Annotated in this window: 21 protein-coding genes; 11 read left to right on the top strand and 10 right to left on the bottom strand. The window is 74.4% G+C overall.

The features are described 5' to 3' along the window. Nucleotides 1–43: 43 nt before the first annotated feature. The 3 genes from DB033_RS07095 to DB033_RS07085 all read right to left on the bottom strand — a co-directional run bounded on the left by DB033_RS07095 (nt 44) and on the right by DB033_RS07085 (nt 2,885). Nucleotides 44–1,531, bottom strand: a complete 1,488-nt coding sequence (locus DB033_RS07095; protein ID WP_111766062.1) for a sugar porter family MFS transporter — start codon at nt 1,529–1,531, stop codon at nt 44–46. Between the two features lie 132 nt (nt 1,532–1,663). Next, on the bottom strand, nt 1,664–2,167 hold the full coding sequence (locus DB033_RS07090) for an NUDIX domain-containing protein (RefSeq protein WP_111766061.1): 504 nt from the start codon (nt 2,165–2,167) through the stop codon (nt 1,664–1,666). Between the two features lie 64 nt (nt 2,168–2,231). After that, nucleotides 2,232–2,885, bottom strand: coding sequence for an ANTAR domain-containing protein (locus DB033_RS07085; protein WP_111766060.1), 654 nt, complete (start codon nt 2,883–2,885; stop codon nt 2,232–2,234). A gap of 308 nt (nt 2,886–3,193) precedes the next feature. Here DB033_RS07085 and DB033_RS07080 point away from each other — a divergent pair, with 308 nt between their 5' ends. Continuing rightward, on the top strand, nt 3,194–4,783 hold the full coding sequence (locus DB033_RS07080) for a phytoene desaturase family protein (protein ID WP_111766059.1): 1,590 nt from the start codon (nt 3,194–3,196) through the stop codon (nt 4,781–4,783). Here the strand turns inward: DB033_RS07080 and DB033_RS07075 are convergent. Then, complete coding sequence (locus DB033_RS07075; RefSeq protein WP_111766058.1) at nt 4,718–5,734, bottom strand: SDR family NAD(P)-dependent oxidoreductase; 1,017 nt, start codon at nt 5,732–5,734, stop codon at nt 4,718–4,720. The genes DB033_RS07080 and DB033_RS07075 overlap by 66 nt on opposite strands. Nucleotides 5,735–5,956: 222 nt before the next feature. Here DB033_RS07075 and DB033_RS07070 point away from each other — a divergent pair, with 222 nt between their 5' ends. Both DB033_RS07070 and DB033_RS07065 read left to right on the top strand, forming a co-directional pair. Continuing rightward, nucleotides 5,957–6,637, top strand: coding sequence for a hypothetical protein (locus DB033_RS07070; RefSeq protein ID WP_111766057.1), 681 nt, complete (start codon nt 5,957–5,959; stop codon nt 6,635–6,637). Between the two features lie 250 nt (nt 6,638–6,887). Then, nucleotides 6,888–8,048 carry a uroporphyrinogen-III synthase gene (locus DB033_RS07065; RefSeq protein WP_240615776.1) on the top strand — a complete coding sequence of 387 codons (1,161 nt, stop codon included), beginning with the start codon at nt 6,888–6,890 and terminating at the stop codon, nt 8,046–8,048. A 10-nt stretch (nt 8,049–8,058) separates the two neighbouring features. Here the strand turns inward: DB033_RS07065 and DB033_RS07060 are convergent, their stop codons facing one another. Genes DB033_RS07060 through DB033_RS07050 form a run of 3 tightly spaced genes read right to left on the bottom strand, consistent with a single transcriptional unit; the run spans nt 8,059 to nt 12,898 of the window. Further along, entirely contained in the window at nt 8,059–9,903 is a 1,845-nt protein-coding gene (locus tag DB033_RS07060) for a putative bifunctional diguanylate cyclase/phosphodiesterase (protein ID WP_240615775.1), read from the bottom strand. Then, a complete protein-coding gene (locus DB033_RS07055; protein WP_111766056.1) occupies nt 9,900–12,137 on the bottom strand; it encodes an Rv1355c family protein in 2,238 nt (745 codons plus the stop codon). The genes DB033_RS07060 and DB033_RS07055 overlap by 4 nt, the downstream gene beginning before the upstream one ends. Further along, nucleotides 12,137–12,898, bottom strand: a complete 762-nt coding sequence (locus tag DB033_RS07050) for a hypothetical protein (protein ID WP_157970557.1) — start codon at nt 12,896–12,898, stop codon at nt 12,137–12,139. Before DB033_RS07050 ends, DB033_RS07055 begins: the two co-directional genes overlap by 1 nt. A 345-nt stretch (nt 12,899–13,243) precedes the next feature. On the opposite strand from DB033_RS07050, the gene DB033_RS07045 reads away from it, so the two are divergent. From DB033_RS07045 to DB033_RS07035, 3 genes are read left to right on the top strand one after another with little or no spacing between them, the layout of a single operon-like run. Continuing rightward, nucleotides 13,244–14,314 carry a type III polyketide synthase gene (locus tag DB033_RS07045; RefSeq protein WP_111766054.1) on the top strand — a complete coding sequence of 357 codons (1,071 nt, stop codon included), beginning with the start codon at nt 13,244–13,246 and terminating at the stop codon, nt 14,312–14,314. Between the two features lie 34 nt (nt 14,315–14,348). Then, complete coding sequence (locus DB033_RS07040; protein ID WP_205843699.1) at nt 14,349–14,888, top strand: isoprenylcysteine carboxyl methyltransferase family protein; 540 nt, start codon at nt 14,349–14,351, stop codon at nt 14,886–14,888. After that, entirely contained in the window at nt 14,885–15,904 is a 1,020-nt protein-coding gene (locus tag DB033_RS07035) for an NAD(P)/FAD-dependent oxidoreductase (RefSeq protein WP_111766053.1), read from the top strand. The genes DB033_RS07040 and DB033_RS07035 overlap by 4 nt, the downstream gene beginning before the upstream one ends. A gap of 33 nt (nt 15,905–15,937) precedes the next feature. Here DB033_RS07035 and DB033_RS07030 read toward each other — a convergent pair whose 3' ends face one another. Further along, on the bottom strand, nt 15,938–16,819 hold the full coding sequence (locus DB033_RS07030; protein WP_111766052.1) for a UbiA family prenyltransferase: 882 nt from the start codon (nt 16,817–16,819) through the stop codon (nt 15,938–15,940). A gap of 386 nt (nt 16,820–17,205) precedes the next feature. Between DB033_RS07030 and DB033_RS07025 the strand changes: the two genes are divergently transcribed. The 4 genes from DB033_RS07025 to DB033_RS07010 are packed head-to-tail and all read left to right on the top strand — an operon-like array spanning nt 17,206 to nt 21,285. After that, entirely contained in the window at nt 17,206–18,315 is a 1,110-nt protein-coding gene (locus DB033_RS07025; RefSeq protein ID WP_157970556.1) for a polyprenyl synthetase family protein, read from the top strand. Further along, the gene (locus DB033_RS21645) at nt 18,312–19,004 is read left to right on the top strand and encodes a lysophospholipid acyltransferase family protein (protein WP_111766050.1); all 693 of its coding nucleotides are present in this window, start codon (nt 18,312–18,314) and stop codon (nt 19,002–19,004) included. Before DB033_RS07025 ends, DB033_RS21645 begins: the two co-directional genes overlap by 4 nt. Beyond that, nucleotides 19,001–20,134 (top strand): glycosyltransferase family 2 protein, encoded by a 1,134-nt coding sequence (locus tag DB033_RS07015; RefSeq protein WP_170315488.1) that lies wholly within the window; start codon nt 19,001–19,003, stop codon nt 20,132–20,134. Before DB033_RS21645 ends, DB033_RS07015 begins: the two co-directional genes overlap by 4 nt. Beyond that, the gene (locus DB033_RS07010) at nt 20,131–21,285 is read left to right on the top strand and encodes a cytochrome P450 (RefSeq protein ID WP_111766048.1); all 1,155 of its coding nucleotides are present in this window, start codon (nt 20,131–20,133) and stop codon (nt 21,283–21,285) included. The genes DB033_RS07015 and DB033_RS07010 overlap by 4 nt, the downstream gene beginning before the upstream one ends. A 292-nt stretch (nt 21,286–21,577) precedes the next feature. Here the strand turns inward: DB033_RS07010 and DB033_RS07005 are convergent, their stop codons facing one another. Together DB033_RS07005 and crtI are read right to left on the bottom strand one after the other, a co-directional pair. Next, nucleotides 21,578–22,549 carry a phytoene/squalene synthase family protein gene (locus DB033_RS07005; RefSeq protein WP_111766047.1) on the bottom strand — a complete coding sequence of 324 codons (972 nt, stop codon included), beginning with the start codon at nt 22,547–22,549 and terminating at the stop codon, nt 21,578–21,580. Beyond that, nucleotides 22,546–24,039, bottom strand: a complete 1,494-nt coding sequence (gene crtI / locus DB033_RS07000; RefSeq protein ID WP_111766046.1) for a phytoene desaturase family protein — start codon at nt 24,037–24,039, stop codon at nt 22,546–22,548. The genes DB033_RS07005 and crtI overlap by 4 nt, the downstream gene beginning before the upstream one ends. Nucleotides 24,040–24,172: 133 nt before the next feature. Between crtI and idi the strand changes: the two genes are divergently transcribed. Then, nucleotides 24,173–24,745: an isopentenyl-diphosphate Delta-isomerase gene (gene idi, locus DB033_RS06995; RefSeq protein WP_205843698.1), complete on the top strand. Its 573-nt coding sequence runs from the start codon at nt 24,173–24,175 to the stop codon at nt 24,743–24,745. Nucleotides 24,746–24,754 lie beyond the last annotated feature (9 nt).

Here is a 24,754-nt window from a genome sequence, read left to right as displayed (position 1 = left end):
CGTCACCGGCGGGCGGCGCGGCGGGTGGGGCGGGTACCGGGCGTCACCGCTGCTGTCCGGCCTCGCTGCCGATCTCCTCCAGCTCGCGGCCCTTGGTCTCGCGCACCCAGCGCCAGACGAAGAAGAACGACAGCAGCGCGCAGACCGCGTAGAACCCGTAGGCCAGGCCCAGCGACAGGTTCTTCAGCGACGGGAACGTCTCGGTGATGATCCAGTTGGCGATCCACTGGCCACCGGCGGCGAAGGCCAGCGCCGAGGCGCGGATGCGGTTCGGGAACGCCTCACCCAGCAGCACCCACACCACCGGGCCCCAGGACATGCCGAAGGCCACCACGAACAAGTTCGCCGCGACGAGTGCCACCGGGCCGGCCGCGCCGGTCAGAACCGGGTCGCCGGCGGCGTTGAGGTCGGCGGTGCCGAAGATGAACGACATGGTCGCCAGGGTCACCGTCATCCCGACCGACCCGATGAGCAGCAACGGCTTCCGGCCGACCCGGTCGACCGTGGCGATGGCGATCAGGGTGGTCAGGATGTTGATCACCGCGGTGATGACGGTGAAGACGAACGAGTCGCTCTCGCTGAACCCGACGGACTGCCAGAGCACGTTGGAGTAGTAGAAGATCACGTTGATCCCGACGAACTGCTGGAAGACCGACAGGCCCAGGCCGATCCAGACGATGGGCAGCAGCGAGAACCGCGAGCCGCCGGTCCGCAGCAGGTCACCCCACGACGGCGGCTTCTCGCTGGCGAGGCTGCGCGCGATGGTGTCCATCTTGACGTCCAGGCCCTTCTCGCCCAGCAGCTTGGACAGGATCCGGCGGGCCTCGGGGATGCGGTGGGTGGCGATCAGGTACCGCGGGGACTCCGGGATGGTGAAGGAGAACGTGCCGTACAGCACCGCGGGGACGACCATCGCGATGAACATCCACCGCCACGCCTCCAGACCCAGCCACAGCGTCTCGCCCGAGCCGCCGGCGATCTTGGCGAGGATGAAGTCGACCAGCAGCGAGATGAAGATGCCGCTGACGATGGCGAGCTGTTGCAGCGACCCGAGCCGGCCGCGGATCCGGGCCGGGGCGATCTCGGCGATGTAGGCCGGCGCGATCACCGAGGCGACACCGACGCCGAAGCCACCGACCACCCGGAAGATGATCAGCATGGTCAGGTTGGGGGCCAGTCCGGTGCCGATGGCGCTGAGGAAGAACAGGAACGCGGCGATCTTCATGACGGCGAGCCGGCCCAGCCGGTCGGCCACCCGGCCCGCGCTGACCGCGCCCACCGCGGCGCCCAGCAGGGCCGACGCCACGGCGAAACCCAATGGCTGCGCGGCGATCTCGAACTGCCGCTGGATGGCGTCCACCGCGCCGTTGACCACCGCGCTGTCGTAGCCGAAGAGGAACCCGCCGAGGGCGGCGACCGCGGCGATCCGGATGGCGCTGCGGCCGGAGCCGGTGTCACTCGTGGCCTCGTCGGCGGGTTCCATCGGGTCCGCCCCGGCCCCACCCGCGTCCGTGATGCCGCTCCCACCCATCACATCTCCTTCGATGCCGTGCCCCGGAGGGCACCGGTCGGCGAGGACGTGCCGACGGACCGCGGCTCACCGCGGCTCACCGCGAAAGACCCCACCCGTCAGGACGCCTCGTCACAACCTCCGCACAGTACGTCACGGACGGTCAGGGCGCCGGTCGACCGGCCCGGCGTCCCCGGTGGCGCCCGGGCCGGCCTGCAGGCGGGCGGCGAGCCGGGGCCAGCTGGCCCGGAACCCGGGGTGCAGCGGCAGTGTCGCCACCTCGTCCAGGGGAACCCAGCGCACCGCCGCCGTCTCCTCGTTCGTCCGGAACCGCAGCGGGACCCTGGGGTGGGCGAGCACCGTGGTGTAGCTCCAGCCACCGTGGTCGTCGACGTCCTCGCCCCACACCGCGATCTCGGCCGGGCGGACGTCCATCTCCTCCGCCGCCTCCCGCAGCGCGGCGGCCACGACGCCCTCGCCACGGTCGCGGGCGCCGCCGGGCACGCTCCAGGTGTCGCCGTGGTGGGTGCGGGGACTGCGCAGCTGCAGCAGCAGGGCGGTGGGGGTGGACACCATCAGCCCCGCCGCGCCGAAGAGCCCCCAGTGGCGGTGCCCGGCGGCGCACGTCGTCCAGCCGTCACCCGACCCACCGGTCATGCCGCCACCACGTCCCGTCGTCGCGGACCCGTCCCGTGCGGCCGGTCCGGGATCCAGTGTGCCGTCAGGCCGTCCGGTCCAGCGCCAGCACGTCGGCGACCGTGGTCCGCGGGTCGGGAGCGGCGTCCACCCGCCCGCCCGCGGCGAGTTGCCGCATCATCCGGGCGGCCAGTTCGCGCACCTTGACGTTGAGCAGCTGCGAGCGGGTGGACAGCAGCGTGAAGGCGTCGTCCGGCGCGAGGCCGTAGACGGCCATCAGGGCGCCCTTGGCCTGCTCGATCACGATCCGGTGCTCCAGCGACAGCTCGAAGGCGTTGGCGACGGCGACGGCGGCGTGCACCCGCTCGGACTCGGTCAGATCGACGAAGTAGCCGGACAGGCCGATGACCTCGGCGGTCTCCGGGTCCCGGTCGGACTGGCCGACCGCGATGACCGTGCGCACCCGCCGCTGGGCGTCCACGATCTTGTGCCGGAAGCAGTAGCTGCCCGTCGCGGGGATCTCGACGTCGATGACGTGCTGGACCATCGCCCGGTCCTGGGGGTGCTTGTGGGCCAGCAGCAGCGCCGAGGTGGGGACCACCTCGCCGGGCCGGAAGCCGTGCAGCACGTACACCTCGTCCGACCACCACCAGGTGTCGGTGGCGCGTCGGTAGCGGTAGGTGCCGACCGGGGCGTTCTCGCCCACGGCCAGCGTCGCTTCCGCCCGTGGTTGGCGCATCACCGCTCCTTCGTACGACGCTGCGACGGACGGACGCCGCAGCACGGTCACCGGTCCCAATGTAGAGACCCGGCCGGGGCTCCGGGAGTGATCCCACCGCCGCCCGGCCGGGTCCACCCGTCCGGGCGGGGTCGACGCCCGGGGTGGTGACGGCCCAGCAGCCCGCACCGACCCGGACGGAGGCCCGCCGGCCCCCACCGGCGGGCCGACGGGGCTGGGTATAGGACTGCGGTCCGGCCGGGAACGGACGTCGCGGCGCAACGGCCGCGGCGCCGAGGGTCCCGGGACATGGCGACGGTGGGAACGGTATGACGGATCAGGCAGTGGACGCGGTCGTCGTCGGTGGCGGCCCGAACGGACTGGTGGCGGCGAACGCGCTGGCCGACGCGGGTTGGGACGTGCTGCTCCTGGAGGCCAACGCCACCACCGGAGGTGCCGTCCGCACCGCGGAGGTCACCGCGCCCGGCTACCTCAACGACCTCTACAGCGCGTTCTACCCGCTCGCGTTGGCCTCGCCGGTGATCCGTGACCTGGACCTGGGCGCTCACGGGCTGAGCTGGGTGCAGGCGGACTCGGTGCTGGCCCACGCGTTGCCGGACGGCCGAGCCGCGGTGCTGCACCGGGACGTGAGCGCGACCGCCGCGGGGCTGGAGGAGTTCGCCCCCGGCGACGGTGCGGCGTGGACGGCGATGTTCCAGCAGTGGCAGCGCGTCCGGGATCCGCTGCTGGACGCTCTCTTCACACCGCTCCCGCCGGTGAAGGCCGCGGTCGGGCTGCTGCGCCGGTTGAAGGTCGCCGGCCTGCTGGATCTGGCCCGACTGGCCGTGTTGCCGGTGCGGCGGCTGGCCATGGAGAACTTCGACGGCGCGGGTGCGGCACTGCTGCTCACCGGCAACGCGATGCACAGCGACGTCGCGCCGGACGCGGCGGGCAGCGGCGTCTTCGGCTGGCTGCTCAGCATGCTGGGTCAGGACGTCGGCTTCCCGGTCCCACGGGGCGGTGCGCAGAATCTGGCCCGGGCACTCGAGTCCCGCTTCGTCGCGGCCGGCGGTCAGGTGCGCACCGGCGCCCGGGTCACCTCGATCGCGGTGACCGGCGGCCGTGCGGTCGGGGTGCGCACGGCCGACGGCACCTTCGTCCGGGTCCGGCGGGCGGTGCTCGCCGACGTGGCCGCACCGGTGCTCTACCGCGACCTGGTCGGTTTCGACCGGCTGCCGCCCCGGCTGCGGGCCGATGTCGAGCGCTTCCAGTGGGACAACCCCACGCTCAAGCTCAACTGGGCGCTGGACCGGCCGGTGCCGTGGGTCGCGCCGGGCGCCCGGCGGGCGGGCACCGTGCACTTCGGCGTGGACGTCGACGGGTTCGTCGACACCGCCGCCGACCTGTCCGTGGGCCGGATGCCGCGGCACCCGTTCACGTTGTTCGGGCAGATGACCACGGCCGACCCGACGCGGTCACCCACCGGCACCGAGTCGGCGTGGGCGTACACCCACGTGCCGTTCGGGGCCTCGCGGGCCGAGATCGACGCGCAGGTCGGCCGGGTCGAGGACCACCTGGAGACGGTGGCGCCCGGCTTCGCCGACCGCGTCGTCGCCCGGCAGGTCCAGACCCCGGGGGACCTGGAGGACGACGACGCGAATCTGGTCGGCGGTGCGCTCAACGGCGGCACGGCGTCGATCCACCAGCAGCTTGTCTTCCGTCCGACGGTGGGTCTCGGCCGGCCCGAGACCCCCGTCGAGGGGCTCTACCTGGCCAGCGCCTCCGCGCACCCGGGGGGCGGGGTGCACGGTGCCTGCGGGTGGAACGCGGCCCGCTCGGCGCTGGCCGCGGGCTCAGCGGCGGGTGCGCTCCGCCGGCGTCTGAGCCGCACCGCCTGGGACCGCGTCCTGGCCCGCTGAGCGTCCCCGCAGGACGGCGCCCGCGACGCCACCCGCGACGGCGACGGTGCCCGCGGTGACGCCGCGCAGCCAGTGCCGGCCCCACTTGCCGTGTTCGGCCTCGCCGGCCGGCTGCGGCTCCAGGACGTTGCCCGCCCACGGGGACACCGGGGTACGGGAGTGCGCGGCCAGCTTCACCAGCGGGGTCACCAGCGCGTCGAACACCGCGGGCAATGCCCGGAAGCCCAGGACGATGACCTCGTTGGCCAGGCCGACCGAACGGTCCCGCCGCTGCCGGCCGACCGCCGCGACGATGGCGGCGGCCACCTTCTCCGGCGGGTCCACCGGCGGCGGCGGCCGTCCCTCCCAGCCGACGTAGTTCGCGGCCTGGGCGTAGACCGGGGTGTCGACACCGCCCGGCGAGACCAGGCTGACCCGGACCCCGTCCATCGCGCGCGCCTCCAGCTGCAGGATGCGGGCCAACCCGTGCACACCCCACTTGCCGGTGACGTAGCTGCCCATGGTGGGTACCGCGATCTTGCCCAGCAGCGAGCCCACCAGGATGAGGTCGCCGCCGCCGCCCGCCTCGAAGTGCTTCAGGGCCGCGCGGGCCACGTTGGCGGTGCCGGTCAGGTTGGTCCGCAGGACGCGGTCGAAGATCTCCGGGGGGACGTCCACGAAGCGCCCGTAGGCCACGGTGGCCGCCGAGTTCACCACCACGTCGATCCGGCCGAAGCGCGCGACCGCGGCGTCGAAGGCCGCGTCGACCGTGGCCGCCACGCCGATGTCGGCGGGTGCGGTGAGCACCTCCGCGCCCAGCGCGGTGCAGCTCTCCGCGGCGGCACCGAGGGCCTCCGCGGACCGGGAGACCAGCACGAGCCGTGCCCCGCGCCGGGCGAAGTCACGGGCGGTGGCCAGCCCGATGCCGCTGGACGCGCCGGTGATGAGCACCGTCGGACGGTCGCCGGTCACCGCGGGACGCCGGGGACGGAGGGGAGGGACAGCAGCATGGAGGAGCCTTCCGGTGGGAGCACTGGCTGCTGGGGTGGGTACCCACTTCGCCGCACCGACCCGCCGGGCCCCGTCGCCGGTGGACGCCGGTGCCGCCGCCCGGGCCCGGCCGAGCGGCTAGCCTCGACGCGGCGACGGGACGCACCTGCGCGGACCGGGCCGCGGCGACGAGGCGGGACGCACATGCGACTTCCAGGACCGGGCGATCTGTTCCGCATCACCGAGCAGGGGTACGAGGCGATCCAGCGGGCCATCGGCCTGGTGCCCCAGCTGGTCGACATCGTCGGTCAGGTGGAGGGCGTGATGCGGCGCGTCGACGCGGTGCTCACCGGTATCGAGGAGACCCAACGGCAGGCGGCGGCCGCGGTGTCCCGCGTGCAGCGGATCTCCGACCGGACCGACGCCGTGTTGGACACGACGACCGGTCTGCTCGAGCGCACCGAGAGCGTCGTCGGCCGGTCCTCGCAGCTGGTGCACCGGGTGGAGCCGCTGCTGGACCGCTACGAACCGCTGATGCACCGGCTGGAGCCGCTCGTGGACCGCCTCGTGAACACCACCAGCGCCACCGAGGTCGACGCGGTCGTCACGCTGATCGACGCACTGCCCGCGATCGTGACCAAGCTCGACGCCGACATCCTCCCGGTGCTGGACACGCTCGCGACCGTGGCGCCGGATCTGCGGGACCTGCTGGACGTCTCCAGGGAGCTCAACGAGCTCATCGGCTCGGTCCCGGGCCTGGGCCGGGTGAAGCGCAAGATCGAACAGATGCAGGAGCAGCAGGACGCCGAGGCGGCCCGCGACGACCACACGGCCGACGAGCTACCGGCCAGCGCCCCGGACCGGCACCGGCCGGCCGGCGACTGACCACCCGGCGGCCGGCGGGGACGGGGACCGCCCGCACGTCATGTGCCCGTAACACCCCCGACGCCCGCCGGGTACACCTGGACGCGACCATCGGTGCTCCGGACCGCAACGCACGGTCGGGTCCGGATCGCCGGTGGGGCCCGGCGGCGACACACGCACCGTGGAGGACGCAGATGAGCACCGACGCACCGGCGACGACGGCACCGCACCCCCGCCCCGACGGCTCCGTGGGACGCCCGGACGGGGCGACGTGAGCACCGCGGACGGGGCGGCCGTGCCGCGGCCGGCGCGGGGCGCCGGCGGGGTGGAGCCGCTCACCGGGTTCACCGTCGGGATCACCGCCGCCCGCCGGCGCGAGGAATTCGGAGCCGCCCTGGAGCGCCGCGGCGCGACCGTCCGGTACGGACCCGCCATCCGCATCGTTCCGCTGGTCGACGACGCCGACCTGCTGGCCGCGACGCGGGCGTGCATCGCCGAACCCCTGGACCTGGTGGTGGTGACGACCGCCATCGGGTACCGGGGCTGGATCGAGGCCGCCGACACCTGGGGGCTGGGGGAGTCGCTGCTGGCCGCGCTGGGGGCGGCCACGGTGCTGGCCCGTGGCCCGAAGGTGCAGGGGGCCATCCGGGCCTCGGGGCTGCGGGAGGAGTGGTCGCCGGACTCGGAGTCGTCGACGGAGGTGCTGCGGCACCTGGTCGGGCACCACGAGCTGGCCGGTGCCCGCATCGCGGTGCAGCTGCACGGGGAGCCGGTGCCCGGGATGCTCGAGACCCTCGTCGCGGCGGGTGCCCACGTCATCGAGGTGCCGGTGTACCGCTGGGAACCGCCGGCGGACGTGCAGCCGTTGCGCCGGCTGATCGCCGGGGTCGTGGACCGGGAGCTGCAGGCGGTCGCTTTCACCAGCGCCCCCGCGTCGCTGAACTTCCTGCGCACCGCCGACGCCGACGGCCACGGACCGGCGGTGCGGGAGGCGCTGCGGACCGACGTGGTCGCCGCCTGCGTCGGCTCCGTGACCGCGGCACCCCTGGAGCGTGCGGGCGTCCCGATCGTGCAGCCGGAGCGTTTCCGGCTCGGTGCCCTGGTCCGCGAGATCGTGCTGCAGGTGCCGCGACGGTCGGGCCGGACGGTCCCGCTGGCCGCCGGGACGCTGGACATCCGGGGCCACGGCGTCGTCCTCGACGGCCGCTGGATCGCGCTGCCGCCGGTGGGGATGTCGCTGCTGCGGGCGTTGTCGGCCCGGCCGGGTCAGGTGCTGACCCGGGCCGACCTGCTCACGGCGCTGCCGGGGGAGAGCCGGGACGAGCACGCCGTCGAGGTGGCGGTCGCCCGGTTGCGCACCCTGCTGGGCCGGCCGGACGTCGTGCGCACGGTGGTCAAACGGGGCTACCGGCTGGCGGTCCCGGACGACTGAACCGGCCGGGTCAGAGCATCCGCTTGACCTGGAACCGCTTCATCTCCAGCACCGTGCCGATCTCCTCGGCGCTGCACGGCTTCGCGTACAGGAACCCCTGGGCCCGGGTGCAGCCCAGCGCGACGAGAGTGGCCGCGGCCAACTCGGTCTCGACGCCCTCGGCGACGATGTTCAGGCCGAACGAGCCGGCCAGCCCGATGATCGAGCGCACGATCGCCAGGTCGTCGGCGCTGACCCCGAGGTCGCGGACGAAACCGCGGTCGATCTTGAGCCCGTCGACGGGCAGCGACTTCAGCTGGGCGAGTGAGCTGTAGCCGGTGCCGAAGTCGTCGATGGCGACCTTGACGCCGATCTCCTTCAGCCCACGCAGGGTGGCCAGCGCCTGCTCGGTGTCGCGCACGATCGCCTTCTCGGTGATCTCCAGGGTCAGGTGCTCACCGGCGAGGTCGGCGTCGGCGAGGATCTGCGCGACGGTGGAGACGAAGTCGCGGGTGATCAGCTCGGCCGGGGTGACGTTGACGCTGAGACCGACGGGCTCGCTGTCCGGGAACATCCGGTGCCACTTCCGCAGCTGCCGGCACCCCGTCTCGAGCACCCAGCGGCCGAGCTCCCCGGCCAGGTTGGTGGTCTCGATGACGTCGATGAACGCGCCGGGCGGCAGCAGGCCCAGGTTCGGGTGCGGCCAGCGCACCAGGGCCTCGATGCCGGTCACCGCGCCGGTCATCATGTCGACCTCCGGCTGGTAGTGCAGCAGCAGCGACCCGGTGCGGATCGCGGTGACCAGGTGCAGCTCGATGTCGGTGCGGATCTCGTTCTGCCGGCGCATCTCACCGGTGAACACGGCGATCTCGTTGCCGCCCCGCGACTTGGCCTGCAGCATCGCCTGATCGGCCTGGTTCATCAGCTCCGACACGTTGGACACGCCGGGCTCGCCCAGCGCGAGTCCGATGCTCACCGCCCGGCTGATCTCCTCGCCGCCGACCTGGACCGGCTCGTTGGCGACCCGGCGCAGCAGGTCGGCGTAGGCGGCGGCCTCGGCCTCGTCGGCCGGCCCGTCCATGATGGCGACGAACTCGTCGCCGCCGAGCCGGGCCAGCAGGTGGTGGCGGGGCGAGGCGTTCTTCATCCGGTCGGCGAGGGTGGCCAGGAACTGGTCACCGGCGGCGTGTCCGAGGAAGCTGTTGAGCGCCTTGAGCCGGTCGACGTCGATGAAGATGACCGGCACCGGACCGGGCGCGCCGGCGGCGAGCCGCTCGCCGAGATGGTCGGTGAGGGCGCGCCGCGTCGCCAGCCCGGTCAGCGCGTCGTGGTAGGCCAGGTAGCGCAGCCGCTCCTCGGCCGCCACCCGGGCCTGCAGCTGGGCGAGCAGCGCCGCGACGGCCCGCAGCGCGTTGATCTCCTCGACCTCCCACGCCCGGTCGCCGTACTTGATGAACCCCAGGGTGCCGGTGGTGACGTCGCGGGTCATCAACGGCACGGTCGCCAGCGACACGCTGGGGATGCCCGAGGCCTGCCGCACCCGGTCCTGGTAGCCGTCGCTGGCCGCGGTGGGCCGCACCACGAGGACCGTGTCCAGAGTCTCGAGCGCGGCGAAGGTCGGGTCCGCGGTGGCGAAGAAGATGACCCCGAGCGGGTCCGGCACCGGGATCTCCGGGCGCGGCGGCCACTCGGCGACCAGGATGGTCGCGCCCAGGTCGTGGTCGTTGCGCCGCAGGAAGCTCAGGTCGACCTGGAAGTAGTCGACGAGCTGGTGCAGCAGCCGTTCCGACGCCTCGTGCAGCGTCTCGGCGGTGACGCCCATCAGGTCGGTCGCCACGGAGGTGACCAGGTCGTCCAAGGTGAGTTTCACGGTCATGACTTCCGCCCGTTCGTCGGATCTGAGGTCTGGGACACCGCCGGGAACTGCGGCAACACCACGTCGCGGTCGAGTCGCCGACTGCGCGCCGCGGGCGGCGGCGTGTCGTGACTGAGCCGCAGCACCAGGACGGGCGTCTCCGACGGAGCGAGGCCCACGGTGGTACCGAACTGCTGCTGGAGGTCACCGAGCTCGTCGGCGAAGGTCTCGGAGAGCCCGCGCCGGTCGGCGTCGTCGTGGGCGTAGAGGAACACCGGGGACACCGGGTGGACGCCGAGCCCGTGCTGTCCGGCCCGGATCCACAGGTGCTCCAGCGCCATCCCGCCGCGGACGTAGTCGGCCGGCCGGGCCGCATCCACGGTCAGGACCGCGATCGCGGAGCTGCTGTTGATGCGGTCCCGGCTGTTGTCGCCGAGCGCCGCGCCGACCCCGCCGCCCCAGGACGCCAGCTCGGCCATCACGTCGGCGCGGGCCGCGACCTCGAGCTTGGCCAGATCGGCGGCGTCCATCCCGAGGGTGGCGACGTCGATGCCGTCCGCGGCGTGCAGACTGGCCGGCCAGCGCATCTCGCCCATCATCTCGCGGTGCAGCAGCGGCGTCAGGAAGCGGATCCGGTCGGACGCGGCCACCAGGTCGGCCAGCCGGGCCACCCGGGCGCGGTCGGTCACCAGGTGCAGCCGGGCGCCGACGGCGGCCACGGGAGCCTGCAGCGCGGCGGCTACCGCCGGCTCGAGCGGCCGCACCCGGCCGTACGCCCGGTCGGTGATGCGCCGCACCATCGCCGGGTACAGCGCGGCGAGCTCCGGGTCGGTGCCGGGGGACAGCGCCACGCTGACCACCGGGCCGCTGGCGGGGCCGGCGGGGAAGGCGGTGACGGTGGCCTTGCGGCCGTGCCGGGCCGCGGCGACGGTGGCGTTGAACGCGGCGGCGCCGATGGCGACGTAGCTGCCGCGGAACGCCACGTCCAGCGCCGACGTCCGGGCCGGGTCCAGGTGGATGTCCACCCCGCCGTCGGGGGTGGGGGTGAGCGTCCAGGGCTGGATGTTGCCGCCCGACGGGGCGAGCCGCACCGCGTGCACGACCGCGTCGGCGGGGCCGGGATCGACGGCGGTCAGGTCGACCGCGGCGTCGGCCGCCCGGGCGTCCACGTCCGGCGCCGTCGCCCGCGGCACGGCGCAGTCGGAGGTGTCCAGGGCGGCCAGCGTGCGGTCCAGGTCGACCCGGACGCGGCCGGACGGCAGGTGCTGGCCGCGGCCGAAGCGGCGCACCGCGGCGGCGACGGTCGCTCCGCCCAGCTGCACGTCACCGGCCAGCTGCGGCCAGGTGGAGACGGTCCGGTCGATCTCGACCATGGAGGCGGCCATCCGGGCCGAGAGGTCACCGGTCTGCAGGATGCGCATCACGTGCGGCGCCTTGTCCTCGGTGGACAGACCCCGCAGGGTGTCGGCGGAGACCTCTCCGAGCAGGCCGTGGAACAGCGGACGCTGCGGATCCAGGTCGAACCGCTCGACGTCGAACAGCCCGCGGTCGGAGGTCTCCATCAGCACCGGGACGCCGCGCCGGCGGGCCTCCTCGCGGATCCGGAACTTCATGTCGAGCGAGTCGCACTCCTCGATGACCAGGTCCAGGCCGTCGAAGAACTCGTCCATGCACTCCTCGGTCAGGCCGTCCAGGTACACCTGGGTGTCCAGGTAGGGGTCCAGCTCGGCCACCCGGCGGGCGACGGCGACGGCCTTGTTCGTGCCCAGGTCGCACAGCGACGCCGGGATCCGGTTCAGGTTGGACAGCTCGATGCTGTCCAGGTCCGCCAGCCGCAGCCCACCGCACAGACCTTCCTGGGCCAGGGTGTAGGCGATGGCGTGACCGACGCTGAGGCCGACGACGCCGATGCGCAGCTCACGGAAGCGGTTCTGCTCGGCGACGGTGATCTTGTTGCGGTTGCGGTCCAGCCGCAGCAGGTGGAACACCGACTCCGGCGGCACCGCGACCAGCGTCCGGCGCCACGGATACCAGGCCCAGGTGCTGCCGCCGGTGGTGTCGGCGACCGGGGGTCGGACCTCAGTCAGCTCGGCCGCCAGGCCCGCGCGCTGGTCGACGACGGTGACGTCACGCCGGCGACGCAGCCGGCGCAGCTCGGTGGCGTCGGAGGGGTCGGCGGCGTCCAGCACGACGGCCCGGTGGGCGTCGGTGCCGGCCGGGGCCGGCCGGCGGGCGAACAGCGGGCGGCGGCTCATCAGGCCACCGACGACAGGACGGGGACGACCGGCAGCCGGCCGGCCAGCAGGTCGGACTCGCGGGTCAGCGCGTCGTACTGGTCGGCCGACACCAGCTCGGCGACCCGGGTGCGGTCCCACCAGAGGACCATCGTGCGGTACCGCTCGTCGGGGTAGGCGACGGCGGGGACGTCGGCGGCGACCACGCCGCCGCTGGTCTGCCAGCGGGTGACCGCGTGCGCGGCGGCGGTGCACACCGCGAACCGGACCTGCAGCAGGTCCATCGCGTGCACGAACAGGCGCGCCACGGTCGCGGTCAGCGGCCCGCGGTGCGCCACGTCCCGGGCGACCCACACGGCCCGGACCTCGACCACCCCGGACGACAGCCGCAGGGCGAGTCCGGCGCGGATCTCGGCGGTGCCGGGGCGGCCCGCCCACTCGCGCAGCACGGTGGCCTTCTCGAGCCGGGCCAGCCGCGGTTGCACGCGCAGGCCGGCGACGACCCGGCCGGTGTCGTCGACGGCCACCGCGAACAGCGCCGTGGACCGGCCGTCGCGGATCTGCTCGAACTCCAGGGCGGACTCGACGCCGTGCTGGCGGTAGCTCTCCCGTGCGCCGTGCAGGTAGGCGGCCCACAGATCAGGACGGGCGCCGGGCTCGGCGATCACGACGGTGTGGCCGCCGGGTTCGACGAAGCTGCCGACCACGGCGTCCGTCGACAGACAGGCGAGATCACCGGCCGCGAGAGCGGCCGGCGACGGGACGGATGACGGGAATGGCACGCGTCGAATCTATCGGGAACGACGCAAAAAATGACAGAGCGTTCACAAGTCCACCTGAATGGGCCGCTCAGTGTTGACACACGGTGACAGCGACGACGCACGGTCACGAGCCGTATCTGCCGTCCGGGCGACCGGGGGAGCGGCCTGTCGCAAGCGGTTGCACCGCGTGTCGGGCGCCGGGTCCGCCGCTCCCCCCGGACAGACCGCCGGCGCCGGGCCGGGCAGCGGGCGGTGATCCGGCGTCCACCGACGGCGGGCCCGGGAGGTACCGGTTCGCCGCGGCCCCCGCCCGGGCGCCGGCGGGCGCCGCCCGGCGCGGCCCGACCGCTCCGTACATTGGTCCGCATGACGAGGATCGTGGCGGTCAACCCGGTTCTGCCGCTCAACAGCTACCCCCAGGACGCGATCACCGAGGTGTTCGCCGAGGTGTGCCTGCCGCCGGACGGACGCCGGGAACTGGTGCGCCGCCTGCACGGCAGTGCCCGGGTGGGGCGGCGGCACCTCGCGCTCGAACTCGACGACTACCGCCGACTCGACGACTTCGGCGCGTCCAACGACGCGTTCATCCGGGTCGGGGTCGAGCTCGGCGCGCAGGCCGTCGACGGTGCCCTCAAGGCCGCCGGGCTGGACCCGTCGGACGTCGACCTCATCATCTCCACCACCGTGACCGGTGTGGCCGTGCCGTCGCTGGACGCCCGGGTGGCGTCGGCGCTGGGCATGCGCGCCGACGTCAAGCGGGTGCCGATGCTGGGGCTGGGCTGCCTGGCCGGGGCGGCCGGCATCGCGCGGCTGCACGACTACCTCGAGGGACATCCGGACCAGGTCGCCGTGCTGATGGCCGTCGAGCTGTGCTCGCTGACCCTGCAGCGTCACGACGCCTCGACGGCCAATCTCGTCGCCAGCGGTCTGTTCGGGGACGGCGCCGCGGCCGTGGTGGCGGTCGGGCGCGACCGCCGGCCACCGGCCGGGGTCACCTGGACCGCCCCGCGGGTGGTCGACTCGGTCAGCCACCTGTACCCGGACACCGAACGCGCGATGGGCTGGGACATCGGTGCGGAGGGGTTCAAGATCGTGCTCGGGTCCGAGGTGCCGACGCTGGTCGAGCAGTACCTGGGTGACGACGTCCGCGGTTTCCTGGGCCGGCACGGACTCGCCGTCGACGACATCGGCACCTGGGTCGCGCACCCCGGCGGCCCGAAGGTCATGCAGGCGGTCGAGAGCACCCTCGGACTGCCCGACGACGCCCTGGCGGTCAGCTGGCGGTCGCTGGCCGAGATCGGCAACCTGTCGTCGGCGTCGGTGCTGCACGTGCTCTCCGAGACACTGGCGGCCCGCCCGCCCGGCGACGGGCAGCCGGCCGTGCTGATGGCGATGGGACCGGGGTTCTGCTCCGAGCTGGTGCTGCTCGAATGGTGACCACCGCCGCACGCACGCCGCCGGGAGCCGGTTCGTGAGCGCCGCGGGCTGGTTCACGGTGCTCGTCCTGCTCGTCGGGGTGGAGCGCGTCGCCGAGTTGGTGCTGTCCACGCGCAACGCCGCCTGGAGCATGGCGCAGGGTGGCCGCGAGTACGGGCTCGGTCACTTCCCGGCCATGGTGGTGCTGCACACCGCGCTGCTGTTCGGTGCGCTCGCCGAGGTGTGGCTGGCCGACCGGCCGTTCGTCCCCTGGCTCGGCTGGCCGATGCTCGCCATCGTGGTGGCTTCCCAGGCGCTGCGCTGGTGGTGCATCGGCACGCTCGGCCGGCGCTGGAACACCCGGATCATCATCGTGCCGGGCCTGCCACTGGTCGGTGGCGGTCCCTACCGCTTCCTGCGCCATCCCAACTACGTCGCCGTCGTCCTGGAAGGGGTGGCGCTGCCGCTGGTGGGCACCGCGTGGATCACCGCGCTGGTCTTCACCGTCTTGAACGCCGCCCTGCTCACGGTGCGCATCAGGGCCGAGGACCGGGCGCTCGCCCTGCTCCCGGCCGCCCCCGCGCCCTCGCGATGATCGACCTGCTGGTCGCCGGGGGCGGACCGGCGGGCCTGGGCACCGCGTTGTTCGCCGCGCGGGCGGGCCTGGAGGTGGTGGTCGTGGAGCCCCGGCCGGGGCCGGTCGACAAGGCCTGCGGCGAGGGGCTGATGCCCGGTGCGCTGGCCGCCCTCGCGGGTCTGGGTGTGCGACCGGCCGGCCACCCGATCCGCGGTATCCGCTACACCGACGGGTCCCGGCAGGCGGTCGCGGCGTTCCCCGCCGCCGCCGGCCGCGGGGTCCGCCGGACGGTGCTGCACGAGGCACTGCGGGAGGCCGCCGTGGCGGCCGGCGTCACGCTGCACCAGGGCCGCATCGGCGCCGTCGAACAGGACGGCGACCGGGTCGGCGCCGGCGGCCTCACCGCCCGCTACCTGGCCGCCGCGGACGGCCTGCACTCACCGGTGCGGGCGGCTCTGGGTCTGGACCTGCCGGACACCGGACCGCGGCGGTACGGATTGCGGCGGCACTACGCGGTCGCCCCGTGGACCGATCTGGTCGACGTGCACTGGGCGGCGGACTCCGAGGCCTACGTGACCCCGGTCGGTCCCGACCTCGTCGGCGTCGCGCTGCTGGGTGGGCGCTCGGCGGGGTTCGAGGAGTCGTTGCGCGCGTTCCCCGCGTTGCGTGAGCGGCTGCCCGACGACGCGGTGACCGCCACGCGCGGGGCGGGTCCGCTGCGGCAACGCGTGCGGGCGCGGGTGGCCGGGCGGGTGCTGCTCGTCGGGGACGCGGCCGGCTACGTCGACGCGCTGACCGGTGAGGGCATCGCGGTCTCCCTGGGATGTGCGGCGGCCCTGGTCGACGCGGTCGTCGCGGACCGGCCGGCCACCTACGAGCGGACCTGGCGGCGGGCGTCCCGGCGCTACCGGTGGATCACCGGGAGCCTGCTGTGGACCCGCCGTCGGCCGTCGCTGGCCCGGGCGATCGTGCCCGCGGCGGCCGCCCTGCCACCGGTGTTCCGTGCCGCCGTCGGTCAGCTGGCGCGCGGTTGACCGACCGGTGCGGACCCGGCCGGTCGGATCCGGTCAGGTGAGCCGGGTCCCCGATGCGACGAGGACCACCACGTCCAGCGCCGCGACGGCGAGGGTGAGCAGGAACGGCGCCCGCCCGCCCGGGCGGGTGAGCGCGAGCATCGCGGCGGCGACCGCTGTCCCGACCGCCGACACCAGCACCACCACGCCGAGGACACCGGGGGCGCCCGGCGGTCCGAAGACCACGCACACCGTCGCAGCTCCGAGCGCGACCGGCGCCAGCACCGCGGTCCGGGTCCGGCCCAGCCGGTGCGGGAAGCCGCGCACCCCGGTGGCGGCGTCGTCGTCGAGGTCGGGCAGCACGTTGGCCAGGTGGGCCCCGAAGCCCAGCAGCGCACCCGCGGCCATCGCCCAGCCCGGCGGCCACAGCCGGCCGGGCGTCGACAGGGTCACCACCGCCGGCAGCAGCCCGAAACACACGACGTAGGGCACCCACGACGCCCAGATCCGCTTGAGACCGAGGTTGTAGAGCCAGCCGCTGCCGACCACGGCCAGCAGGTGCACCGCGGCGGCCGGACCGCCCAGAGGGGCCGACAGCAGCACCGCCGCGACCAGGGCGGCCAGCGCGGCGGTCCGGACGACGCCGACCGGGATCGTCCCGGCCGCGACGGGCTTGTCGGTCCTGGCCACCTCGCGGTCACGGGCCGCGTCGAGCCAGTCGTTGCTCCAGCCGATCGACAACTGCCCGGCGAGCACCGCGAGCAGGATGAGCACCACCGTGCCGGCCCCCGTGCCGGCACCCACGGCCAGTGCGGTGGTCAACGTGGTGACCGCGACGGTCGGTGCCGGATGGCAGGCCCCGGCGAGGCCGCGGACGACGGCCGCCGGTGAGGTGCCCGGAGCTGCGTCCGGTCGGGGTGCATCCGTTCCGGCCACCCGACGAGTATGCCCGGACAGATCGGGCGCGCGACGGTGACCGCCGGTGACGAACCGACCCGGGCGGGCGACACATCGTCGCTCCGGCGGCGCAGGGGCGAGGAGCGTATGGGGACCATCCGGACCAGGGACGCGGCGGCGGCAGCGGCGGTGACGGCGGCGGTGACGGCGCTGCCGTCGCCGGTCGACGCGCCGCGGCCGCGGGACGCACCGGGGACCGGCCGGGCGGGAGGATCACCACCCGCCGGTTCGATGGGATCATGGTGGTCCCACCCCGGCACCCGACGTCCGGACGGTGCCCGCCCGACCCGCTCCACCGGAAGGACCGTCCCCATCCACGCCCCGCTCGCGGTCTCCCGGCCCACTCCGCTCCCGATCGATCCCCGATGACCGTCCCGACCGACGTCGTCGACGCCGTCGAGGATCTGCTGCAGGCCGCCCTCGACCGGCTCAGCGAGCCGGGCCGGAGCGGCAGCCGGCGCATCGTCGCGGCCGGCGGGAAGCGGCTGCGCCCCGAGCTGTTGCTGCGGTGCGCCGCACTGGGCGCCGGCGACGGCCCGGGCGGCCTGGACGCCGACCCGGCGCAGCGGGTGGCGACGCTGTCCGCGGCGGCCGCGGTGGAGCTGCTGCACAGCGCGACGCTGCTGCACGACGACCTGCTGGACGGCTCGGACACCCGGCGCGGGGTGGCCGCGGTGCACCGCGCCGAGGGTCTGCTCACCGCGGTCATCGCCGGTGACGCGCTGATCGCCCAGAGCTGGCGGTTGATCGCCCGTTCCGGTCCCGACGACGCCGAGGACCTCGCGGACGCGCTGGCCGACATGTGCAGCGGGGAGGAACTGGAGGCCGCACTCGCCTTCGACCCGGCGGCCCGCCCGCTGGACGTCCTGCGCGTCGCCCAGCTCAAGACCGGGGCGCTGTTGCGCGCCGCCTGCCGCATCGGTGGCCGCCGGGCAGGGCTCACCGAGGTCCAGGTCCGGGCCCTGGGGGCCTACGGCTCCGATTTCGGCGTCGCGCTGCAGCTCGTCGACGACGTCCTGGACGTGGCGTCGGAGCCCGCGCTGCTCGGCAAGCCCTGCGGCGCCGACTTCGTCGCCGGCACCGTGACCATGCCCACGGTCTACGCGATCGCCGACGGGACCCGGTCCGCGGAGCTGCTGGACCTGCTCCGCCCCGGACTGGACGGCGCCGGCGCCGACCACGCACGCGCTCTGGTGCTGGCCGCCGGCGGCGCCGAACGCACGGCCGAACTCGCCCGCTCGTTCGCCCGGCGGGCCGCCAAGGCGATGATGTCGGTCACCACCACGGCGCCGACGGCGGCCTTCCCGGCCGCGCAGGAGGCCGCACGCGCGTTGGCCGCCCTGCCGCTGTCCTACGTGGACGCCCAGCTGGAAGCCAAGGTCGCCGCCCGGGTCGAGCTGCTGGCGCCCCGCACCTCGTCGGAGGACGTCGCCCTGCTCGCCGGGCTCGACGGCCACGGATCGGCGGCCGGATGACCCCGGTGCCCCGGGCGGCGTCGCAGCTGCGCGGCCGGGTGGCCGGCTCCGTCCGGGTGGGCGCCGAGGGCGCCCTCCGCGGTGGCATCGACCAGTTGGTGCGGCGCAACCTGCGCGGGGTGTGGGTGGCGGGCGAACTGCCGACCGGGCCGTGCGTGTGGGCGGCCAACCACCACAGCTGGTGGGACTTCTTCGTCGCCGCCGCGGCGCTGCGGGCCGCGGGCCGCCGGGACGTCGGGGTCCTGATGGAGGCCGGCAACGTCGGCCGACAGTCGTTGTTCGAGTCCGTCGGTGCGGTCGGCACCGACCAGCTCCGCACCGCGGTGGAGATGCTGCGTGACGGGCTGGTGCTGGTCGTGTTCCCCGAGGGCGAGCTGCGGCCGGCCGGCCCGGTCGGGCCGGTCCGTCCCGGCGCCCGTTGGCTCGCCGACCGCTCCGGTGCGTCGCTGCGCGCGGTGGCGACCCGGGTGCTGCTCCGCGGCCAGCAGGCGCCGGAGGGCTACCTCCGGGTGTCGGCCCCGCTGACCCCGGACGACGACCTGGGGCGGGCCCTCGCCGACGGCGTCGCCGGCCTCGACGCCGCGCTGGCCGCGGCCGACCCGATGCAGGCCCTCCCCGGCTTCCGGGCCGCGGTGACCGGCGTCCGCAGCTGGAACGAGCGGTTCGCCGCGCTGCGGGGCGGCCGGTGACCCGGCGGTCGCCGGGGCGGGTGTCGCGGCTGGCGTCCACCGCCGTCCTGGGCTTCCTCGGGCTCAAGACCGCCACCCTGGCCGCCAATCTGGCGCTGTTCCCGACGGTGCGGACGCGCCCCGGCGACCGGGCACCGGGAGCGGCGCTGCTGGTGCCGGTGCGGGACGAGGCCTCCCGGCTGCCGGACACACTGCCCGGGCTGCTCGCCGCGGGTGCGTCCGAGATCGTTTTCCTCGACGACGGCTCCACCGACGGCACCGCGGCCCTCATCGAGCGCACCGTGGACGGGATGCGTTCCGCCGGAACACTTCCCGGGTCGGTGTCGGTGCGGGTCGTCACCGGGGCGCCCCGGCCGGCAGGGTGGGCGGGCAAGACCTGGGCCTGTGCCCAGCTCGCGGACGCCACCGACGCCGAGCTGCTGGTGTACTGCGACGCCGACGTCCGGCTCGCCCCCGGCGCGGTGCCCGCCGTCGTCGCGGAGATGTCCCGGCAGGGCGCCGACGTCTTCTCCGTCTTCCCCCGGCAGCTCGTGGGTGGCTGGTCGGAGCGGCTGCTCGCGCCGCTGATCACCGACGTCGTGCTGTGCTTCCTGCCGTTCCCGCTGCTCGCGGTGCCGGTGCCGGCCGCGCGCTCGGCCGCCACGGCACAGGGTGCGCTGCTGGCGTTCTCGCGCTCCGGATACCGTCGGCTCGGCGGGTTCGCGGCGGTCCGGGCCGAGGTCGTCGAGGACGTCGCCGTGGCCCGCCGGGCCCGTCGCCTGGACCTCCGGCTCGGGCTGGCCCTGGGTGGCGACGCCGTCCGGGTGCGGATGTACCGGACCCACGCCGAGGTCGTGGCCGGCTTCGGTCGGGGCCTGACCCCGGTGACGGGGGGCCGCCGGTGGCTGGTCGCGGTCGGCCTCGCCTGGCACCTGCTGGCCTACACCGCGCCGCCGCTGCTGGCGCGGTCGCGCCGTTGGCGGGTGGCGGCGCTGCTGGGCATCGTCGAGCGGGTGCTGGTGGAGGGCAAGACCGGCGGCCGCGACTGGCCGGCGGCGGCCCTGGTGTCGGCGGCCCCGGTCGCCGCGGTCCCGGTGGTGCGACAGGCGCTGCGGCGGGAACAGATCTGGAAGGGACGTCGGTACTCGTGAATGACCTGGAGACCGCCACCGGCGGCCGGCCCGGACTGCCCCGGCCGGCCGGCGTGCCCGGGCTCGGCCACCTGCCCCGCTGGACGGCCGACCCGCTCCGGCTCCTCGAGGAGGGGGCGACCCTGGGGCCGGCGTTCGACATCCGGCTCTGGCGCGGGGTCACCGTCGGCTACACCCCGGAGTGGAACCGTGCGGTGCTCGGCGACCTCGAGACCTTCCACAGCAAAGGCAGTCTCAGCCAGCTGTCGCCCTACCTGTCGGCCGGCGTGGTGTCGCAGGACAACCCCGGCCACCGCGAGCGGCGGGCCGAGCTCAACCCGACGTTCCACCGCCGCGCCGTGACCACCGCCTTCGGGACGGATTTCACCGACCTCGTCGGCGCCGCCCTGCCCACCGGCGAGTTCGACGCCGGACACTGGGCGTCGCAGGTCGTGCTGGCGATGCTCGCCCGCGCGTTCTTCGGCGGTGCCTTCGCCCCCGGCGTGCTGGAGTCCTACGTGGCGCCGCTGGACAGCCCGATGCCGGGACCGCTGCTGCGCCGCCCGTTCCGCATCCGGACGATGAACGCCGCCCTCGAGTCGGTCTTCGCCGCGCCCGAGAAGGGTTCGCTGGCTGAACTCTTCGCCACCCTCGACGGGGGCGTCGAGGAGGCCCGGGTGGTCATCGCCGCCGCCTACGACACCACCGCCCACAGCCTGGCCTTCGCGCTGTGGGAGCTCGCCGCGCGGCCGGACCTCAACGCCGCGGAGGTGACTTCGCAGGTCGTCGAGGAGACGCTCCGGCTGTACCCGTCGGGCTGGATCGGCAGCCGCATCTGCACCGCCGACACCGAGGTCGACGGGGTGCCGGTGCCGGCGGGCCGGATGGTGCTCTACAGCCCCTACCTGACGCACCGCAGCGCCGATCTGTGGTCCGACCCCACCGCGTTCCGGCCGGAGCGGTTCGACGGCCCCAAACCGGCCTGGGGTTACATCCCGTTCGCCGCCGGCGAGCGCACCTGCCTGGGTGCGGGCCTGGCGACCCTGATGCTGCGCACCGCGGTGGCGGCGTTCGCCGGTTCCGACCTCAGCCGGGTGAGTGGCGACGGCGCCGTCCGGGGTGGGCTGACGCTGGCCCCCGCCGGTCCGCTCCGGCTGCGCCGCGACGTCTGAGCGTCCCGGCGGGGCGGTGTGCCGCGGCACCGGTGGGTGGCCGGGACCACGCGGGCCGGTCGAGGCCGGCGGTGCGGGCCGGCCGCACCGTTCGCGGGACGCGTTGCGGCACCGGGCCTCCCGGCTTGCCGGGTCCGGGTGTCGGTTCGGTACGGGCCTCGCCGGCCCGGGCCGGGCGGTGGTCCGCGGGTGGATCGTCGCCCGAGCCGCCCGTTCCGTGCCGCCGGGCCTCCCGGGCCGGGTGGATCGTCGGCGGGTGGATCGCGGCCCCGGGCCGCCCGGGTCCGACCCGTCAGGAGGCCGGCGGTGTCCGGGACGCGGTGCCGGTGGCGCGCCCACCGCGGAGCGTGGACCGCGCCGTGTCGGCGACGACCCGGCCGGCGATCCGGGCACGCCGGCGCCGGGACACCCGGATCCGCGGACCGAAGACCTGGTAGTCGGCCTGTTCGACGGCGGTCATGATGTCGCCGTACAGCTGGTAGGCCACCCGCACGCACCCCCGCGCGCCGGGGGCGAGCATCGCGATGCCCGGCTCCGCCCGCCGGTAGATCGCCCGGGTGCGGTCGATCTCGGCCGCCAGCATGCCGCGCACGTCGTCGTCGACCACCTCGGTCTGCAGCCGCGCCCGGTCCAGGCCGAACCGCCGCAGCGACTCCTGCGGCAGATAGATCCGACCCAGCCGCAGATCCTCGCCGACGTCACGGATGAAGTTGCTGATCTGGAAGGCCACCCCGAGGTCGGCCGCGTAGGGCGAGGCCTCCTCGACGCTGGTGACGGTGCCCATCACCGGGGTGACCATGAGCCCGATGACGGCGGCGCTGCCCCAGACGTAGCGGTCCAGGTCGGCGTGCGTCTCGTACTCGGTGACCGTCAGGTCCATCCGCATGGAGTCCAGGAACGCGGTGAACAACGCGGGATCGAGGTCGTACCGCCGGGCGGTGTGCAGCGCCGCCCGGACCGTCGGGTGGGCGTTCGCCGGATCGGACATGCTGTCGGAGAACGCCTGCAGCCCGGCGGCCTTGCGTTCCGGCGTGGCCTCGGGGGACGGGTCGTCGACGATGTCGTCGGCGGTGCGGGCGAAGCCGTACAGCGCGTGCACCGCCGAGCGCCGCTCCGGCGGCAGGAACCGGGTGGCCAGGAAGTACGTCCGGCCGTGCTCCCGCGCCAGGTCGCGGCTGATCCGGTAGTCGCTGCGCAGCAACGGATCCGTGATGCCGGCGGCGTCCAGCTCCGCGTCGACCCGCTGGCTGAGCCGGGTGCTCAACCGACGGCTCCGGTGATCCTCTCGGCGGCCAACCGCCCGGACAGCAGCACCATCGGCACTCCGACCCCGGGTTGGGTGTTGGCGCCGCAGAACACCAGGTTCTCGATGGACCGGTCCAGCGTCGGACGCCGCAGCGGCCCGGTCTGGAACAGGCTGTGGCTGGCCGAGAACGGGGCACCGGCGGCGATCCCCATGTCGCGCCAGTCGGCCGGGGTGACCAGCCGCTCCACCTCGATGCCGGAATCGAAGCCGGGCAGGCCGCGCTTCTCCATCGTCTCCACCATCTCGTCGCGGTACCGCGGCCCGAGCTCCGACCAGTCCAGGTGCGCGCCGCTGACGGTGTTCGGGCACGGGAACAGCGCGTAGTAGGTCTGCTTGCCGTCCGGCGCCAGCGACGGATCGGTCGCGGTCGGGTTGCTGACCAGGAACGACGGGTCGCTCATCAGCTCGCCCTTGCGGATGATCTGGTCGAAGGTGGACTCCCACGCGGTGCCGAAGTCGATGGTGTGGTGCAGCAGGTCGTCGTAGCGGGTGCGGCTGCCGACGTGCAGCAGCACGCAGGACGGCGAGTAGTCCAGCCGCTTGACCGCCCGGGGCGTGTACTCCGGATCGAGCAGCTCGCGGTAGGCGATGGGCAGGTCGGCGTTGACCACGACCACGTCGGCGTCGAAGCGCTCGCCGTCGGTGGTGACGACGCCCCGGGCGCGGCCGGCGTGTACGTCGATGTGCGACACCTCGGTGTCGTAGCGGAACCGGACCCCGGCGTCGGCCGCGGCGGCGGCCAGCGCCACCGGCAGCGCGTGCATCCCGCCCCTGGGGAAGAACACCCCCTTGACGCAGTCCATGTAGGAGATCACCGAGTAGATGGCCAGCGCGTCCTGGGGGGCGAGCCCGGCGTACATCGCCTGGAAGGAGAAGATCCGGCGCAGCCGCTCGTCGGACAGGTACGAGTCGACCACCGACGAGAGCTTGCGCAGTCCGCCCATCGCCAGCAGCTTCGCCGCCGGGGCGCCGATCAGCCCGGCCACCCCGTCGAGGTTGGCGTCGATGAAGGTCGGGCGCTCCAGCTCGTACATCTTCGTCAGGTAGTCGACGAAGCGCCGGTAGCCGTCGACATCCGCGGGTGGGCAATGCTTCTCGATCTCGGCGGTCATCGCGTCGAAGTCGGTGTGCACGTCGAGCACGGAGCCGTCGGCGAACCGGGCGCGGTAGCCGGGGTCGACCTTGATCAGCTCGAGCCGGTCGGTGAGCGTCTCACCGACGCAGTTCAGCGCGTCCTCGATCAGCTCGGGCATGGTCAGCACGGTGGGGCCGGTGTCGAACTGGAAACCGTCGAGGTCCAGGCGGCCGGCGCGGCCGCCGGGAACGGACTCGCGCTCCACGACCGTGACGGTACGACCGGCGCCGGCGAGTCGGAGGGCGGCGGACAGGCCGCCGAGGCCGGCGCCGACGATGACCACCGAGCCGGTGCGTCCAGGAACGGTTCTCATGCTGCGACGGTACCTGTGGCCACGGCCGGCCCGGCGCCACGGCGGCCGGTGTGACGACCCCGATACCGGGAGTTCGGGGCCCCCGCGACCGGCTCGTTACTGTGGAGCCGGGCCTCCGCGCGGGAGGCCGGGCGTGACGGTGGAGGAACAACGGATGGTCGACGATCTCGTGGTGCTGGTCGACGCGGCCGGGACCCCGATCGGCGAGGAACGCAAGTCGCAGGTGCACACCGCGTTCACCCCGCTGCACCTGGCCTTCTCGGTGTACCTCTTCGACGGCGAAGGCAACGTGCTGATGACCCGGCGGGCGTTGTCCAAGCTGACCTGGCCCGGGGTGTGGACCAACAGCTGCTGCGGCCACCAGAAGCGCGACGAGCCGCCGGCGCAGGGCGTCGGGCGTCGCACCCACATGGAGCTGGGATTGTCCATCTCCGATCTGCGCTGCGTCCTGCCGGACTTCGCCTACCAGGCCCGCGACGCCAGCGGCGTCTGCGAGAACGAGATCTGCCCGGTGTTCGTCGGCACCGCCGTCGAGCCGGCGCGGGACCTCAACCCCGACCGCTCGGAGGTGATGGAGCTGACCTGGGTGCCCTGGGCGCGGCTGGTCGCCGCCGTCGAGGCCACCCCGTTCGCCTTCAGCCCGTGGTGCGTGAAGCAGATCGCCGCGCTCCGGGCCAGCGACGACCCCCAGGTCCGCCTGGTCTGACCCGGCGGG

Source organism: Nakamurella deserti, assembly GCF_003260015.1.
In the GTDB taxonomy this organism is placed as follows: domain Bacteria; phylum Actinomycetota; class Actinomycetes; order Mycobacteriales; family Nakamurellaceae; genus Nakamurella; species Nakamurella deserti.
The sequence above is the reverse complement of the archived record's forward strand: the minus strand, read 5'-3'. Positions and strand labels throughout refer to the sequence as shown.

Coding starts and splice junctions, on each gene's coding strand:
- DB033_RS21645 (WP_111766050.1), top strand. CDS start 18,312: ATGACCCCGGTGCCCCGGGCGGCGTCGCAGCTGCGCGGCCGGGTGGCC.
- crtI (WP_111766046.1), bottom strand. CDS start 24,039: ATGAGAACCGTTCCTGGACGCACCGGCTCGGTGGTCATCGTCGGCGCC.
- DB033_RS07090 (WP_111766061.1), bottom strand. CDS start 2,167: ATGACCGGTGGGTCGGGTGACGGCTGGACGACGTGCGCCGCCGGGCAC.
- DB033_RS07095 (WP_111766062.1), bottom strand. CDS start 1,531: ATGGGTGGGAGCGGCATCACGGACGCGGGTGGGGCCGGGGCGGACCCG.
- DB033_RS07070 (WP_111766057.1), top strand. CDS start 5,957: ATGCGACTTCCAGGACCGGGCGATCTGTTCCGCATCACCGAGCAGGGG.
- DB033_RS07025 (WP_157970556.1), top strand. CDS start 17,206: ATGACCGTCCCGACCGACGTCGTCGACGCCGTCGAGGATCTGCTGCAG.
- DB033_RS07085 (WP_111766060.1), bottom strand. CDS start 2,885: ATGCGCCAACCACGGGCGGAAGCGACGCTGGCCGTGGGCGAGAACGCC.
- DB033_RS07055 (WP_111766056.1), bottom strand. CDS start 12,137: ATGAGCCGCCGCCCGCTGTTCGCCCGCCGGCCGGCCCCGGCCGGCACC.
- DB033_RS07060 (WP_240615775.1), bottom strand. CDS start 9,903: ATGACCGTGAAACTCACCTTGGACGACCTGGTCACCTCCGTGGCGACC.
- DB033_RS07080 (WP_111766059.1), top strand. CDS start 3,194: ATGACGGATCAGGCAGTGGACGCGGTCGTCGTCGGTGGCGGCCCGAAC.
- DB033_RS07035 (WP_111766053.1), top strand. CDS start 14,885: ATGATCGACCTGCTGGTCGCCGGGGGCGGACCGGCGGGCCTGGGCACC.
- DB033_RS07045 (WP_111766054.1), top strand. CDS start 13,244: ATGACGAGGATCGTGGCGGTCAACCCGGTTCTGCCGCTCAACAGCTAC.